The sequence below is a fragment of the Neisseria sp. 19428wB4_WF04 genome (genome assembly GCF_015235335.1).
GTDB classification, from domain to species: domain Bacteria; phylum Pseudomonadota; class Gammaproteobacteria; order Burkholderiales; family Neisseriaceae; genus Neisseria; species Neisseria musculi.
This window is the reverse complement of the sequence record NZ_JADGLG010000031.1, coordinates 14823-30526: the sequence shown is the minus strand read 5'-3', so window position 1 is coordinate 30526 and position 15704 is coordinate 14823. Positions and strand designations below refer to the sequence as shown.

15 protein-coding genes and 1 pseudogene are annotated in these 15704 nt (G+C 50.8%); 11 read left to right on the top strand and 5 right to left on the bottom strand.

The window, feature by feature from the left end:
* A pseudogene (locus IR141_RS07975) lies at window positions 1-190 on the top strand (IS1595 family transposase); the annotation flags it as partial.
* A gap of 270 nt (window positions 191-460) precedes the next feature.
* Here the strand turns inward: IR141_RS07975 and IR141_RS07970 are convergent.
* Both IR141_RS07970 and IR141_RS07965 read right to left on the bottom strand, forming a co-directional pair.
* On the bottom strand, window positions 461-1201 hold the full coding sequence (locus IR141_RS07970; RefSeq protein WP_135035676.1) for a toxin-antitoxin system YwqK family antitoxin: 741 nt from the start codon (window positions 1199-1201) through the stop codon (window positions 461-463).
* Window position 1202: 1 nt separating this feature from the next.
* On the bottom strand, window positions 1203-2552 hold the full coding sequence (locus tag IR141_RS07965) for an aldehyde dehydrogenase family protein (RefSeq protein WP_135035673.1): 1350 nt from the start codon (window positions 2550-2552) through the stop codon (window positions 1203-1205).
* A 409-nt stretch (window positions 2553-2961) separates the two neighbouring features.
* Between IR141_RS07965 and IR141_RS07960 the strand changes: the two genes are divergently transcribed.
* The 5 genes from IR141_RS07960 (at window position 2962) to IR141_RS07940 (ending at window position 7997) form a co-directional block, all read left to right on the top strand.
* Window positions 2962-4446, top strand: coding sequence for a DegQ family serine endoprotease (locus tag IR141_RS07960; RefSeq protein ID WP_167743116.1), 1485 nt, complete (start codon window positions 2962-2964; stop codon window positions 4444-4446).
* 201 nt (window positions 4447-4647) lie between these two features.
* Window positions 4648-5733, top strand: a complete 1086-nt coding sequence (gene nagZ, locus IR141_RS07955; RefSeq protein ID WP_135035666.1) for a beta-N-acetylhexosaminidase — start codon at window positions 4648-4650, stop codon at window positions 5731-5733.
* Window positions 5734-5950: 217 nt separating this feature from the next.
* The gene (locus IR141_RS07950) at window positions 5951-6742 is read left to right on the top strand and encodes a polyamine aminopropyltransferase (protein WP_135035663.1); all 792 of its coding nucleotides are present in this window, start codon (window positions 5951-5953) and stop codon (window positions 6740-6742) included.
* Window positions 6743-6951: 209 nt separating this feature from the next.
* The gene (locus IR141_RS07945; protein ID WP_135035660.1) at window positions 6952-7284 is read left to right on the top strand and encodes a ferredoxin; all 333 of its coding nucleotides are present in this window, start codon (window positions 6952-6954) and stop codon (window positions 7282-7284) included.
* A gap of 53 nt (window positions 7285-7337) precedes the next feature.
* The gene (locus tag IR141_RS07940) at window positions 7338-7997 is read left to right on the top strand and encodes an alpha/beta hydrolase (RefSeq protein ID WP_135035657.1); all 660 of its coding nucleotides are present in this window, start codon (window positions 7338-7340) and stop codon (window positions 7995-7997) included.
* 391 nt (window positions 7998-8388) lie between these two features.
* On the opposite strand, the gene IR141_RS07935 is transcribed toward IR141_RS07940, so the two are convergent.
* Window positions 8389-8739 (bottom strand): energy transducer TonB, encoded by a 351-nt coding sequence (locus tag IR141_RS07935; protein WP_135035654.1) that lies wholly within the window; start codon window positions 8737-8739, stop codon window positions 8389-8391.
* A 575-nt stretch (window positions 8740-9314) separates the two neighbouring features.
* Here IR141_RS07935 and dapF point away from each other — a divergent pair.
* The 5 genes from dapF (at window position 9315) to IR141_RS07910 (ending at window position 13469) form a co-directional block, all read left to right on the top strand.
* Entirely contained in the window at window positions 9315-10163 is an 849-nt protein-coding gene (gene dapF, locus IR141_RS07930) for a diaminopimelate epimerase (RefSeq protein ID WP_135035682.1), read from the top strand.
* A complete protein-coding gene (locus IR141_RS07925; protein WP_135035651.1) occupies window positions 10163-10834 on the top strand; it encodes a DUF484 family protein in 672 nt (223 codons plus the stop codon). Before dapF ends, IR141_RS07925 begins: the two co-directional genes overlap by 1 nt.
* Entirely contained in the window at window positions 10835-11437 is a 603-nt protein-coding gene (locus IR141_RS07920) for a hypothetical protein (protein ID WP_135035648.1), read from the top strand. It abuts the gene before it with no gap.
* 124 nt (window positions 11438-11561) lie between these two features.
* A complete protein-coding gene (cysK, locus tag IR141_RS07915) occupies window positions 11562-12494 on the top strand; it encodes a cysteine synthase A (RefSeq protein WP_135035645.1) in 933 nt (310 codons plus the stop codon).
* A gap of 465 nt (window positions 12495-12959) precedes the next feature.
* Entirely contained in the window at window positions 12960-13469 is a 510-nt protein-coding gene (locus IR141_RS07910; protein ID WP_167743114.1) for a prokaryotic membrane lipolipid attachment site family protein, read from the top strand.
* Window positions 13470-13543: 74 nt separating this feature from the next.
* Here the strand turns inward: IR141_RS07910 and IR141_RS07905 are convergent, their stop codons facing one another.
* Together IR141_RS07905 and IR141_RS07900 are read right to left on the bottom strand one after the other, a co-directional pair.
* Window positions 13544-13909: a YkvA family protein gene (locus tag IR141_RS07905; RefSeq protein WP_135035639.1), complete on the bottom strand. Its 366-nt coding sequence runs from the start codon at window positions 13907-13909 to the stop codon at window positions 13544-13546.
* Between the two features lie 429 nt (window positions 13910-14338).
* A complete protein-coding gene (locus IR141_RS07900; protein ID WP_135035636.1) occupies window positions 14339-15319 on the bottom strand; it encodes a malate dehydrogenase in 981 nt (326 codons plus the stop codon).
* Window positions 15320-15704 lie beyond the last annotated feature (385 nt).

Here is a 15704-nt window from a genome sequence, read left to right as displayed (position 1 = left end):
GTTTGCCGACCGACACAACCATATCAACGGCATTGAGAATTTTTGGAATCAGGCGAAACGTGTCTTGCGCAAATACAACGGAATCGACCGAAAATCTTTTCCTCTGTTCTTGAAAGAATGTGAGTTTTGTTTTAACTTCGGGACACCAAAGCAGCAGTTAAAAACTTTGCGGCTTTGGTGTGGTGTTTAGGGCTAATCTACTTCAGCCCCAAATATTTTTCAGACGGCCTTTAATATGCTTGAATATGCTTGATGCGGTTTTAAAGTTTAAGCTGCAACGGGCAGGGCAGCATGCCTGAGTTTGTTGGGGGTGGTTTCCCGGCGCGGCACTTGCCGGCAACGGGCGCAGCCGGTTTGAAATCGGTGTTTCGGCCAAATGCTTTTCCCTTGCGGCTGCCCATAAAAAACCGGGCGCCGGCCCGGTTTATCTTCAAATCATTTTTTTGCACCCTCTTGGAAGTTATTCGGAAAGCACATAGCCGTCTTCATCCCACACGGTTTTTTTGACCAGGCTGCCGTCCAAATAGACCGCCTCCGATTTTTTTGCGCCGTTCGGGTGCCAATCGAGCATAATGCCGTTGCGGCGGCCGTCGTCCAATACAATTTCCGAAAGCAGCAGTCCGTCTTCGTTCCAGCTTACGATGTTGACCGGCTTGTCGTCCTGCATCACCATTTCGGTTTTCGGCTTGCCGCTGGCGTACCACTGTTTCCAAAAACCGTTTGCTTTATCGTTTTTAAACTGGATTTCGCTCTCTTTGTTGCCGTTTTGGTAATAACGCGCGCCTATGCCTTCGCTCTTGCCCGCAGAATAAGGCATCACGGCAGATTTTTTGCCGCTGGGATACCAGTTGGTCCACACGCCGTCGGGTTTGCCGTTTTTGTAGGTGCCGCTCATTTTTTTCCGGCCGTTGAAATGCCACAGGGTGAGGGTGCCGTTATTGAGTGTGGGCACGAATATTTTGATTTGGGCAGCCGGAACTTGGTAGGGGTCGGAATATTTTTTCATCGAAGGATAATAAAAATCCTGCACTTGCGCAGTGCCGTCTTTGATTTCGTATTGGCGGACATACGCTACTGCCGACATGGCGGCGGTAAGCTGCCCTTGTTGGTTGAAATAAATTTCGTGTGTTTGTGCGCTTGCCGTCAGCGCAATGCCTGACAGCACCCATGCGGTTAATCCGGTATGCCAAAACCGTTTCATATTATTTCTGCCAGTAAGATTTTACGTTTACAAATTCATATAGGCCGAATTCGGATAATTCCCTGCCGTAGCCCGATGCTTTTACGCCGCCGAAGGGCAGGCGCAAATCGCTGCTGGTATGCCGGTTGATGTAAACCGCGCCGGTTTGCAGCTTGGCAGCAAACTGCCATGCTTTTGCGGTGTCTTTCGCATAAATGCTGGCACCGAGTCCGAAAGGAGTGTCGTTGGCCAGCGCAACGGCGTGTTCTTCGCCCAAAGCGCGCAGGATAACGGCAACGGGGCCGAAAACTTCTTCATGATATACGCGGCAGTTGTGATTGACGTGATCCAGCACGGTGGCCGGATAGAACCAGCCTTTTTCGCTGCATTCGGGGATTTGGCCGCCGCACAATACGCCGGCGCCGTTTACCAGCGCATCAAGTACTTGGCAGTGGATTTTTTCGCGCAGATCGCGGCGGTGCAGCGGTGCCAGTGTGGTTTGCGGGTTCATGGGATCGCCGGTTTTCAATTTGGCGCATTCTTCGAGAAACAGCGCAATAAATTCATCAGCCACCGCTTCGGTAACGATAATGCGTTTGGCGGCATTACACGATTGCCCTGCATCGCGGAAACGCGAATAGCAGGCATCTTTTGCAGCTTGCGGCAAATCTGCATCGTTCATCACGATAAACGCGTTGCTGCCGCCTAATTCCAGCACGGTTTTTTTCATATACAGGCCGGCCTGCGCCGCCAAGCGGCGGCCGATGGCGGTTGAGCCGGTGAAGGCCAGCGCATCGGTGCGGGCAACGGCATGGCGGACATCGGGCTCCGCCAGCCAGGCTATATCGAGCGGTAAGTCTTTTCCTACCAATTCAAACAAGGCTTCGGTTACCCGGCCCACGCTGGGCGCGGGTTTCACCATGCAGCCGTTGCCTGCGCACAAGGCAGGAACGGCAAAGCGCAACACCTGCCAAACGGGGTAGTTCCACGGCATCACGGCCAGCACGATGCCCAAAGGTTCGAAGTGCACCTGGCTTAAAGCGGCCTGTGTGGCGATGGTTTTATGTGCCAGCAGTTCGGGGGCAAGGTGGGCATAATAGCGGATAAGCTCCACCGATTTATCCAACTCGGCCTCACATTCGCGCAGGCAGCGGCCGACTTCTTCGCAAATCATCACGGCCAGGCGGCTGCGGCCGGCGGCCAGCCTGTCGGCAAAGTCATGCAGCAGGGCGGTGCGCTCGGTTACTTTTAAGGCGGCGAATCTGCGCTGGCGCTGCTGCAGGCGGCGCAGCTTGTATTCAAACTCTTCCATAGGCTGCGCGGGGCGTTCGTATAGGGTTTTGCCGCTGAGGATATGTGTGCTGCGAAACACGGTCTGCTCCGGAAAATACTGCTGCGCCCACTATCGGTTTGCGCTGTGCAGCTTGTTGATATTATGCATTATATCGTGGTGTACCCCATATTTTAAAGGCATTTCCCGAAACAGGTGGAAAATGTATTTCAGCGGTGTTTTACCGATATAACCGGCGATTTGGTTACTTTGAAAACCATCGTGGAAAACCATTGCGGCAGAAAGCTGATTCTGCTTTATTCTGAGGCCGTCTGAAACGCGGATTATGCTGAATAACGGCAGCCAATGTTTTTCAGACGGCCTATGCGGTTCCGGCGTTTCAGGCAGCAGCCCGTAGCATTGCAACTGCCGTGCAGAAGCGGCTGTTTTCGTTTACAATCGCCCATTCAAATCCAACGGAACAGTTTTAAGAGGAAACGCCGTGAACACAATGCCAAAATACATCGCTTTGCTGACGGCTTCGGCCTTGGCTTTGAGCGGTTGCGATAAAATCAGCAGCTTTTTCGGTGAAGAAGGAAAACCGCAGGAAGACTTGGTGAAAAAAGTGGAAACCAAAACCGCAGAGGGCAAGGTAGAAATGCTGCTGCCCGATTTCACCAAACTTGTGGAGCAGGAAGGACAGACGGTGGTGAATATCCAGGCCACCAAGGCAAACCATGCGGAGCGGCGCCGCGATAACGGCATGGATTTGAACCAGTTTCCCGATAACGATCCGTTTTACGAGTTTTTCAAACGCCTCGTGCCCAATATGCCCGAAATGCCTGATCAAGACGATGAGGGGGAATTAAACTTCGGATCGGGCTTCATCATCAGCCCCGATGGTTATATTCTCACCAACACACATGTGGTGGGCGGCATGGCCAATATCAAAGTGGTGTTGAACGACAAGCGCGAATATTCGGCCAAATTAATCGGTTCCGACCAACAGTCTGACGTGGCTCTGCTGAAAATCGATGCCGCCGGCCTGCCGGTGATTAAGGTGGGCAATGCCAAAGATTTGAAACCGGGCGAGTGGGTGGCCGCCATCGGCGCGCCGTTCGGTTTCGACAACAGCGTTACCGCAGGCATCGTGTCGGCCAAAGGCCGCAGCCTGCCCAATGAAAACTACACGCCGTTTATCCAAACCGATGTGGCCATCAACCCCGGCAATTCGGGCGGCCCGCTGTTTAACCTGCGCGGTCAGGTGGTGGGCATCAATTCGCAGATATACAGCCGCAGCGGCGGTTTTATGGGCATTTCGTTTGCCATTCCGATTGATGTGGCCATGAATGTGGCCGACCAGCTGAAAACCGCCGGCAAAGTGCAGCGCGGCCAGCTGGGTGTGATTATTCAGGAAGTTTCTTATGATTTGGCCAAGTCGTTCGGCTTGGACAAGGCTTCCGGCGCCCTGATTGCCCGCGTGCTGCCCGGCAGCCCCGCACAGCGTGCGGGTTTGCAGGTGGGCGACATTGTGCGCAGTGTCAACGGCGAAGAAGTCCGCCAGTCCAGCGATCTGCCGGTGATGGTGGGCGCGATGCCGCCGGGCAGGGAAGTAACGCTCGGCGTGTGGCGCAAAGGCAAAGAAAGCACTGCGAAAGTGCAGCTTGGTGCCAACGGCCAGGACAGCGAAATGAACGGGGAGCAGGCCTCTGATCCGTCATATACGCCGGGAGGGGAAACATTCACTATTGAAAACACCGGCTTAACCCTGCAAACGCGTACAGCCGCCAACGGTAAACGTTTGGTGGTGGTGAGGGCCGAAGGTGCCGCCCAGCGCGCCGGCCTCAAGCGCGGCGATGAAATTCTGGCGGTGAGCCAAATCAATGTGGAAGACGAATCCACATTCCGCAGCGCGCTGGAAAACACGGGAAAAACCGTGCCTTTGCTGGTGCAGCGTAACGGCAGCACGCTGTTTTTGGCGTTAAATCTGCAATAATCCCGTATGTTGGTTTTCAGACGGCCTTCAGAAACGGCAGGCCGTCTGAAATATTTTCCGGCAGCGGTATAGGGATCTATGGAACGGTTTGTTGCGGAGTGGCGGTATTTCCTACCGCATCGGCACCGGGCGGTTTTTACGGTTTGGAGCCGTCTGAAAGTTGCCGTCAGCCCGAACCGATTGATTTTTTATGAGATTAGTATGAGCAAACCCGTTATTCCGCGCGGCCCGGTGATGGCCGATGTACAAGCTTTGCGTCTTGGCAAAGAAGAAAAACAACGTCTGCTCGACCCGGCCGTGGGCGGTGTGATTCTGTTCCGCCGCAATTTTGAAGATATCAAGCAGCTTAAAGCCCTGGTTGCAGAAATCAAAGCCTTGCGTTCGCCCGAGCTGATTATCGCCGTTGATCATGAAGGCGGCCGTGTGCAACGCTTTATCAACGGCTTTACCCGCCTGCCTGCGATGGAAGCACTCGGCGCGGTTTGGGATAACGAAGGTGCAGAAGCAGCCAAAATGCGTGCTCAGCAGGCAGGCTGGGTGCTGGCCGCCGAATTGAGCGCGTGCGGCATCGATTTGTCGTTTACGCCGGTGCTCGATTTGAACTGGGGGCAGTGCGCGGTTATCGGCAACCGCAGTTTCCACTGTGATGCCGAAGTGGTGGCCGAATTGGCGTTGGCGCTGCAAAAAGGTTTGAACCGGGGCGGCATGAAGTCGTGCGGCAAACATTTTCCCGGCCACGGTTTCGTGGAGGGCGACAGCCATTATGTTTTGCCGCAAGACAACCGCACGCTGGCCGAATTGGAGACCGCCGATATGTTGCCGTTTAGAAAAATGAGCGCGGCCGGCATGGCTGCCGTGATGCCCGCCCATGTGGTGTATCCGCAGGTGGACAACCGGCCTGCGGGCTTTTCTGCCAAATGGCTGAAGGATATTCTGCGCTGCAGCATCGGCTTTAACGGGGTGATTTTTTCAGACGACCTCACGATGGAAGGCGCAGTGGGGGCGGGCGGCATCAAAGACCGTGCCCGATTGTCGTTTGAAGCGGGGTGCGACATCGTGCTGGTGTGCAACCGCCCTGATTTGGTTGATGAATTGCGCGAAGGTTTCGTGATTCCTGCCAATCCCGATTTGGCTGCGCGCTGGCAATATATGGCAAACACTTTGGGCGCAGAAGAGGCAGCGGCTGTGATGCAGACACCTGAATTTAAAGCGGCGCAACGGGCTACCGCACAACTGGCCACGCCGAAAGACACCGAAGGCGGCGTGAAAGTGGGAGAGGCGTTTTAAAAAGGCAGCCTGTTCGGCCGGCCGCGTGCCTGAGGCCGTCTGAATCTTTTTTCAGACGGCCTCAGGCAATCATCTGCTATAAACCCTGCTGTCTTCCGAATAATCACAACCTTAGGGATTCATGGCCCATATTTACCGCTTGAGCCGTCTGAAACTCCGTTCCAATATCTGCAGACTGTATTAAAATATCGGCCGTTTCCTATATATTTTACCGCTTATGGCACATCACCCCTACCGCCGCCTGCGCGCGCAGCAGCTTGAGCTGCCGGAGGTGGGTATTTCCGAGTCCGGCAATATCCGCTCGCTGCATTTGGGCAGTGCCACCGTGCAAAGCTCGATGAATCTCGACCATCCTGCCGAGCTGGTGCTTTCATACAGCCGTGCCATGATGGGCTGGCTGCTGTTTGCCGAACAACAGCCCCGGCATATCACCCAAATCGGTTTGGGCGGCGGCTCGTTTGCACGCTGGATAGACGCTTATCTGCCCGATACGTGCCAAACGGCAGTGGACATCAACCCGCAGGTTATCAACGTGGCGCGAAGCCTGTTTGAACTGCCGTTTGAGGGCGGGCGTTTTGAAATCATCGAAGCCGATGGTGCCGAATACATCAAAACCTTGCGCGGGAGCACGGATGTGGTGCTGGTGGACGGTTTCGACAGCGTGCAAATTGTTGATGCGCTGGTAGAAGAGCAGTTTTTTGAAAACTGCCGCCGGGCATTGTCGGCAAACGGTATTTTCGTGACCAACTGGTGGAGCGGCGACCGCCGCTACCGCCGTTTTGTCGAGCGCCTGCTGGGCGTGTTTGAGGGGCGTGTGTTGGAACTGCCGGCAGAAAGCCACGGCAATGTTGCCGTGATGGCATTCCAAAGCAGCCCGAAAGAGCAAAGTCTCGATAAATTAAAAAAGCGTGCCGACAAACTCGGTGTGCAATACGGTTTGGATTTCAAACAGATGCTTTCCCAACTGAAAGCCAATAATCAAAACAACGGCAAATATTTTTATCTATAGTGAAATCCTTTTATTTCTGTTACAGCATTGCTGTGCCGCAGAACGGAGAGAACGGTTTTGCAGGCAGAATCAGTTCGATATTGTCTTAACTGTCTGCAGTTTGCCCTGTATGCCGCAAATCAAATAAGGTGGATTCACGATGATAAGGCCGTCCGAGCAACCGTAAAGGCCGTCTGAAACAGACGGTTTCCAGTAGAAAGAACCCCGTTATGAGTTATTTCCAACGCCATTTGTTTATCTGCGCCAACGCCCGTAACAACCCGTGCAAACAAAGCTGCAACGACAACGGCGAGGCCGGTGCGGCTGTTGATTTTTTAAAAAGCCATGCCAAAAAGATGAATCTGATCGGCCCGGGCAAACTGCGCATCAGCAGCACAAGCTGTTTGGGCCGCTGCGAATCCGGCCCGGTGATGGTAATTTACCCCGAGGCCCGCTGGTACACCTATGTAGATGAAGAAGACCTGCGCGATATTCTCGAACAAGATTTGGCAGGCGGCAGGGCAGTTGCCCGCCTGCTGGTAGATGCTCCGGAAAAAACTTGATGAGCTCCGGACTTTTTCAGACGGCCGACATACGATACAGAATATAGAACATTATGCTCAAACCTTTGAACCAGTTATACATCCCCGGCCCTGAAGGCATACTCGAAACCATCTATCTGCCCGCACAAGGCAGCGGGAGGGGAGTGGCCGTTATCAACCACCCGAACCCGCTGCAAGGCGGCACCAACACCAACAAAGTGATACAGACCGTAGCCAAGGCCTTGAGTATGCTCGGTTTCCATTGCTACCTGCCCAACCTGCGGGGCGTAGGCAACAGCGAAGGCAGCCACGACTATGGCCGTGGTGAAGCCGATGACTGTATCGCCGTTATCGACTATGCCCGCAGCCGCCACCCGGAAGCTGTAGAGCTTGCCATCGGCGGTTTCTCATTCGGTGGTTATGTTTCTCTGTTTGCCGCGCAACAGCGCGGGCCTGATCTTCTATTATTGGTTGCGCCTGCCGTCAATCACTATGAAAACCGCGAGCCTGCTGCTGCCGATGCTTCCAAAACCCTGCTGGTTCATGGTGAAGCCGATGAAATCGTAGGCTTGGAGAAAGCCTTCAGATGGGCTGCCCCACAAAATATTCCTGTGGTGGTGTTGCCGGAGTCTTCACACTTTTTCCACGGCAAACTGATTGTTCTGCGCGAAACCCTGTTGCGCTTTGTTCCTGCTGTTTTAAACGGAAAAGGGGAGATTGGTACAGCCAACTGAAAATCGGTTTTGGGCCGGAAAACTGATTCCGGAGGGAAGAACCATCTAGAATGGTTATTAAATATTTGGATAAAAAATATTTTTTTTAAAGATTCATTCCCGCCTGGGCGGCATGATGGTGGTCGGGTGTTTCAGACGGCCCGGGTGTGTTTGATAGTAAAACGGCAGAGAGCGGGAAGCGGTACAGAGAAGCAGAAGGTATTAATAGTGCGCTAAGACGGAAATCTGTTGCATTGTTTTGTGTTGTTTTGCTATGCAAAGTGTCAAATTATAGTGAGTTTACTGTATTTGATTTGTGCGCATTGTATTGCAGTAACAATTTCAGTAATAAAGGAAAAGGCACTCTTGTTTGAAAGGAGTGCCTGTGGAGAAATGCAGAGCCCGATCACTATTATTGGGCTAAGCCGGCGTGTTGTACCGGAGCGTTTTTGCTGAAGTTGATTTCTTTGATTACGCTGAAGTCAATCGGATCGCCGTTCATGGTAACCGGACGCAGATACTGTGCTTCAATCCAGTTGACCGCTTCGGCATCAATACCGGCCGATCCGCTGCTGCGGATTACTCGGGCATCACTTACATTGCCTTCGGCATTGATGGTAATGCGCATGGCTAAATTTCCGCTAATCGGTGCGGCAGCATCCGAAGTTTTATGATGGAAAGTAACGCCTTGGGCGAAAGCGGCTTGAGCGCCGGCTAAAAGAGCGAATGTAGCCACGGTAGAAAGAGCACGTTGGATTTTCATAGTTTGTCCTTTTTGTAATACGTTTGGTAATGTGTTTGGCCATCTTGCAGCATAAAATATTGGATAAGCGGCCATTTTCGGGAAAAGTGTTAGAAATATAAGTTGGTATATCTTTCTCTTTTCTTGTTATGTATTTTGCATTTATCAAAAAGATAATGCAACAGAAAATGCAAGATAAATGGAAATTTTTTTAGATAATCGGTTGATTCGAAAGCGTGGTGATAGTTTGAATCCAGCAGTATAGATGGGGCTGAAATAAAGATTAAATTAATATATTTATTAAAAATTATTTAGAAAACAAATATTTATTTTGTTGATATTCGCCGGGTACAACTTTTTTGATATGAAAAACCAAATACTACCGTTTATCTGAATAAAAATCCGATTGTCTCTTATATGCAACTGAAAAGTTTGGTTTGCCGCTGCAAATAAGGATTGGGGCAGGAAAGTGTTGTAGGACGGCATTTTGTTTGTGCATCGGCTTTTGAGGTTGTGGAAAAGGCAAAAGCAGATGGTTTGGTGTAGAATCGCCGCCTACGTTTTCAGACGGCTTGAAGCAGGGTGGGAGGGTGATGATGAAAACACTGAGATTTACCAAAATGCACGGCTTGGGCAATGATTTTATGGTGATTGATGGTATCAGCCAGCAGTTCGAGCCGGAAAAAGCACCGTTAACCAAATGGGCAAACCGCCACACAGGTGTAGGGTTCGACCAATTGTTGTTGGTGGAGAGGGCGCATTCTGATGCGGTAGATTTCCGTTACCGTATTTTCAACGCCGATGGCAGCGAAGTGGAGCAATGCGGTAACGGTGCGCGTTGTTTTGTGCGCTTTGTGATAGATAAAGGATTGACAGATAAGCAGGAAATCGTGGTTGAAACTGCCCGCGGCATCATTTTGCCCCGTTTGGCCGAAAACGGTTTGGTAACTGTGAATATGGGCAAGCCGCATTTCATGCCGTCTGAAATTCCGTTTGTGCCGGCGGCGGGAGAGGCTGCCGATGCATTGGTTCATATGATTTTAGTGGGGTTGGAGTCGGTTCCCGTCAGTTGCGTCAGTATGGGAAATCCGCATGCCGTGATTGTGGTGGACAGTGTAAAAACCGCACCGGTTGAGCAATGGGGTGAGGCAATTGAACCGCATGAGCAATTTCCAGAGCGGGTGAATGTGGGCTTTATGGAAGTGGTTGACAGCAGCCATATCCGTTTGCGGGTGTATGAACGCGGTGCGGGAGAGACGCAGGCTTGCGGAACCGGCGCGTGTGCTGCGGTGGTAGCCGGGGTTCGGCTCGGTTTGTTGGAAGAGGGCAGGCAGGTGCGCGTGAGCCTGCCGGGCGGTGATTTATATATTTCTTGGCACAACGGCAGCGATGTGATGATGACCGGGCCGGTGGAAACTGTATTTGAAGGTGAGTTGCAATACTAATGAATAAAGAAAATATTTGGAATAAAGAAAATATTTTGGCGTTTTTAAGGGAACATCCGGATTTTTTGGCGGAGCATGGCGATGAATTGGGTGTGCGCCTGCGTGATGAAAAAGTCCGCTCGTTTGCCCAGGCGCAGGTGGCGGCTTCAAAGCTGAAAGTCGAAAAGATGGCTGCCCAGCTGAAAACCATGTTGGCCGATTCTGAGGCAAACCGCACAATTATGCTGCGCCAGTTGTCGCTGGATGTGCAATTACTGGGTGCCAATACGGCAGGCAGGCTAATCCAAGTTTTATACCGTTCGTTGCGGGAAGATTTCGGCCTACAGCAGTTTGTGTTGAAAATTGCTGTTGCGCCGAAAAATAAGGCGCGTATCCCTGATGAGGCAGACGTATCCGGCAATGCTAAAGCAAGTGCAGAAATCGTTGCGCTGAAAAAACCGTTGTTAGGCAGCAAAATCAATAAAGAAATGCAAATGCTTCTCCCGCAGGGCGGTGTGGTCGCAGAAAGTTTTCTGCAACTGCCTATCCCGATAGGTGGTGGAACGGGCGCGGTGCTGCTGGCAGCCGATGCAGCCCCTAACCGATTTGCCGAAGGCTTGGCAACGGAATCTGTCGAATATATGGCGGCAGCCGTGGGAGCGGCTTTGTCGCGGATTATGGGTTATCGTTAAATGGCCGGTTGGGATGTATGGATTTCGGTTGTTTATATTGCCGTGTTTTTCACCGCTGCTTTTAAAGCGGGAGAGTTTCAATGGCTGTGGGGAAGCGTGCTGCTCTGGTTTGGGTTCGGCCTTGCCGGCGCACGCCTTCTGCCTGGAATATGGGGTATCATCCACTTGGCTCCGCTTTATCCTCCCCATCTCTATATCATACCGGCCAGCCTGTTTTTCTTTGCAAACCATTGGAAAAAAGTGCCTGAAAAGAAGATGTGGCAAGCCGAAAATGCCAACGGTTTTATCAGCTTGTTTGCAGTAAGCGGTATGCTGATGGGCATCGTGTCTGCTGTGTTTGCGTTAGTGGTGCTCAGCCGCTTTCCGGCGGGCATAACCCCTTATGTTTTGCCTGTGCTGCTGCAGCTTTATGCTTTCGAACCGGCGTATTGGTTCGGAATGCAGGCTGTGATCATGGTGGTTTTTTATCTGCACCGCAAAGTTATTGCGGGCGAGGCGGCAAACCGTTTCAGCCGCCTCCAGCTGCAACTGGGTTTTCTATTGGCCTTATTGTTTCAGACGGCCTTCGCAGTTGTATTGCTGTCAGATATACGTTACGGTTGATTACGCATGATGCGGCTTACAACCAAAAGTTATAAATTAAGAAAAATACGGTATTGGTTTTTCAGACGGCCTGAATTTAACATGCCGGTTGTAAATATGTCCCCAATTTATCAGGAGCAGAAGAATGAACATTGCACACAGCATTACCGATTTGATCGGCAATACCCCGCTGGTTGAACTGAACCGTCTGACCGAAGGTTTGCCGGGCCGCGTTGTTGCCAAGCTTGAGTTTTTCAATCCCGGCAGCAGCGTGAAAGACCGCATTGCCGCCTCAATGATTGATGCTGCCGAAAAAGCCGGCAAAATCAATAAAGACACGGTTATCGTAGAGGCCACCAGCGGCAACACCGGTATCGGTTTGGCGATGGTATGTGCCGCCCGGGGCTACAAACTGGCGATTACCATGCCCGAGAGCATGAGTAAAGAGCGCCGCATGCTGCTGCGCGCATTCGGTGCCGAGCTGATTCTAACGCCTGCAGCAGAGGGCATGGGGGGCGCGATTGCCAAGGCCCAATCTTTGGTTGATGACAACCCCGGCACGTATTTTATGCCGCGCCAATTCGATAATGAAGCCAATCCGCAAATCCACCGCGAAACCACCGCCGAAGAAATCTGGCGCGATACCGAAGGCAAGGTAGATATTTTCGTGTCGGGAGTGGGTACGGGCGGTACGGTTACCGGCGTGGGGGAAGTATTGAAAGCCCGCAAACCCGAAGTGGAAATCATAGCAGTAGAGCCCGAGGCTTCCCCGGTGTTGAGCGGAGGTGAAAAAGGCCCGCACCCGATACAGGGCATCGGAGCAGGTTTTGTTCCCAGTATTTTAAACACCGGAATCTACGACAGTATTATCAAAGCATCTAACGAAGCTGCATTCGCCACAGCCCGTGCCATGGCTGAAAAAGAAGGTATTTTGGTGGGTATTTCTTCAGGAGCTGCCGTAGCGGCTGCATTGGATTTGGCCAAAAAGCCTGAGAACAAAGACAAACTGATTGTGGTGTTGGTTCCCTCTTACGGCGAGCGTTATTTGTCCACCCCGCTGTTTGCCGATTTGGTTTGAAAACCACAGTAAAAGCTATTTACATTAAAGGCCGTTCAGACGGCCTTTTGTCATTTACCGCCCCTCAATAAAAGTGCGTAAGAAACCGTGGGGAGGCATCATGCATAGGGCAAGCCTTTAGAGGCTGATAAAAGAGGATGATAAAATTGTGATGGCGCATTAACACCGCAGCAGAGTAAGTAAATGCATTATGCAACCGATAAACAGGGGCAGTAAAAGCTGTTTGCTATTTTTTATCTAGATTATTTTTAGAATCTGATGACAATGTACCGCATGAAAAGCATATTCTCCTCCTATTCGTATTGGCTGTATTGGCAGGCTGCAAACTTTGTTGTTGGTAGAAAACGTGCATTAAAGGTTGTTCAGACGGCTTTTTACAGTTTTGCCGGTGATGCCGGATCATGGCAGGAAAAATAATGACCGTTTGTCATTCTTTAATTGGATTATCTTCCAAATCTGATTATAATGTGCCGCATGAAAAAGCATATCCCCCTCCTATTCGTATTGGCTGCATTGGCAGGTTGTGAAACCATTTATCTTCCTTCTTTCAAAGAAATACCGGTTAATCCCACCAATGTTAAAAAAGAGCCCCCGAAAAAGCAAACGGCAAAACTGCCGTACCGTTTGGCTGAAAGCCATTGGACGGATGTATCGAAAATCCGTGATGAAGCCACGCGGCTGAGTTATCAGGTCAGCCAGGGTAAGATTACCAAAGTGCAGGCAGCACAATATCTCAACCGTTTCCGCACCCAACAGGTTGGCAGAAATTCTGTGGACGACAGTATGTATGAGGTTTACCTGCGCTCGGCAGTAGATAGCCAGCGCGGTGCCATCAGCAGCCAGCAATCCAAACTGTATGTGCAAAATGCTTTAAGAGGTTGGCAGCAACGCTGGCCTAATATGAGTAATAAGCCTGCCAATCCCGCATTTACCAACTTTCTGATGGAAGTAATGGATATGCGCCCGTTGGAATAATGACAACTTAAACAAGTGTTTAAAGGCCGTCTGAAAATTTTTCAGACGGCCTTTGGTTCTGTAAAGCCGCTATATTAGCGGGAAAACAGTTTGTCGGTTGCCAGGCGGGCTTTTTCGCGGATTTCATCGGAAATGTGGCTTTTTATTTGCGCATACACTAAGGTAATGACCGCGATGTCATCGCTAAATCCCAAAGGGCCGAGCAGGTCGGGAATGCTGTCTATCGGGCTGAAAAAATACACCAATGCGCCAAGAATAATCATTTTTGTACGTTTGGGTGTGGCAGGGCTTTTAAACAGAAAATAAAGGGTGTAAAGCTGTTTCACCACCGGTGCGCCCAGCCGGCCTGCAAAGCGTGCCAATTTTCTCAGAAAACCCGGTTCATCTAATTTTTTGCGGCGGAACTTGGGAATAAATTCTTCGGGAGATGGGTGGTTCATGTGTAGAATCCTTTATGTAGCAAAGGTTTGTTGGAGTGATTTGCTGTTCTGAACACGGTACTAAATGGTGGAATTTGTGTTGATTGCAAGAGTTGGAGCCGAGACGGTATATGTAAAATATTGAAACCGGTTGTTTAATGTATGGCAAAACAACACAAAACGGTAGGATATTGCCCAGCCTCGGTCGGGAAAAGAATCGGTTTAACAAGCTGTTGAAACATAAAAGAATCATGTTCTTTGCTGTAACCAACCAGCTAAAAGTTGCTGCAATGCGTAGCCGGTACAATACGGGGCTTGCCATAACGCAAGCAAGCAGATAACTTTCTCACACACTTTGCATATAAAGCATGTTTACTGATCTGTATGTGAAGCGAAGGCCGTCTGAAATATTTCAGACGGCCTTTCTGCCTTTTATCAGTGCTTGAAGTATCAAGGCAATAAATGAGCCACACCGGCTTTTTCTTCCTCCAACTCTTTCAGAGTAATGCCGATGCGTTCGCGGCTGAATTCGTCAATCTCCAAGCCTTCAACCAGTTTGTATTCGCCGTTTTCGCAGGTTACGGGGAAGCCGAACACGGTGCCTTCGGGAATACCGTAAGAGCCGTCTGAAGGAATGCCCATGGTTACCCATTTGCCGTTGGTGCCCAATACCCAGTCGCGGATGTGGTCGATGGCGGCATTGGCGGCAGAGGCAGCGGAAGAGAGGCCGCGTGCTTCAATGATGGCTGCGCCGCGCTTGCCTACGGTAGGCAGGAAAACATCGGCATTCCATGTTTGATCGTTAATCATGTCTTTAACGCTCTCGCCATTGATGGTGGCAAAGCGGTAATCGGCATACATAGTGGGAGAGTGGTTGCCCCATACGCACAATTTTTCAATGGCTGAAACCGGTTTGCCGGTTTTTTCGGCGATTTGGCTCAAGGCGCGGTTGTGGTCAAGCCTCAGCATGGCGGTAAAGTTTTTAGCGGGAAGGTCGGGCGCGGATTTCATGGCGATATAGGCGTTTGTGTTGGCCGGATTGCCTACAACCAAAACTTTAACGTTTCGGTCGGCCACTTTATTCAAGGCCGCACCTTGTTTGGTAAAGATTTCTGCATTGGCCAGCAGCAAATCGGCGCGCTCCATGCCTTTGCTGCGGGGGCGGGAGCCGACCAAAACCGCAATTTGCGCATCTTTGAACGCAATTTCAGGGTCATCGGTGGTGAACATATCGGCCAGGAGCGGGAATGCGCAATCTTGCAGCTCCATCATCACGCCTTTTACGGCATTTTGCGCCTGCGGCAAGTCCAACAATTGCAAAATAACGGGTTGGTCTTTTCCCAGCATTTCGCCGCTGGCGATGCGGAACAATAAAGCATAGCCGATTTGACCGGCGGCACCGGTTACAGCAACACGGACGGGTGATTTCATACCAAAACTCTCCTGAATGATTTGTGAGTGTTAAAACAGCGTTTGGCGTTTGATTTTCAGACGGCCCAAACTGAAGGCCGTCTGAAAAGATTAAAAGTCTAACGCAAAAACACAGATTGGCGGACATGCCGGAAAATATCTTCTATGATTCATGATTAAAAGCAAATACAAGTATATAAATAAAAAGCAAATACAAGTATATAAATAGTATATTAATTGCTTTCGGCCACGAGGGTATGGCATTCCGTTGTCTGATTCAGCCGGTATCATACCAAAATTATCTAACGGGGCAATAGGATTTTGTAATTGCGTGAAACTATTTTGTTATCAGGTGGATGGGGTACTGCTTCATACCGGGTTGTCAGGGTTTGGGGAAAATGAAGCA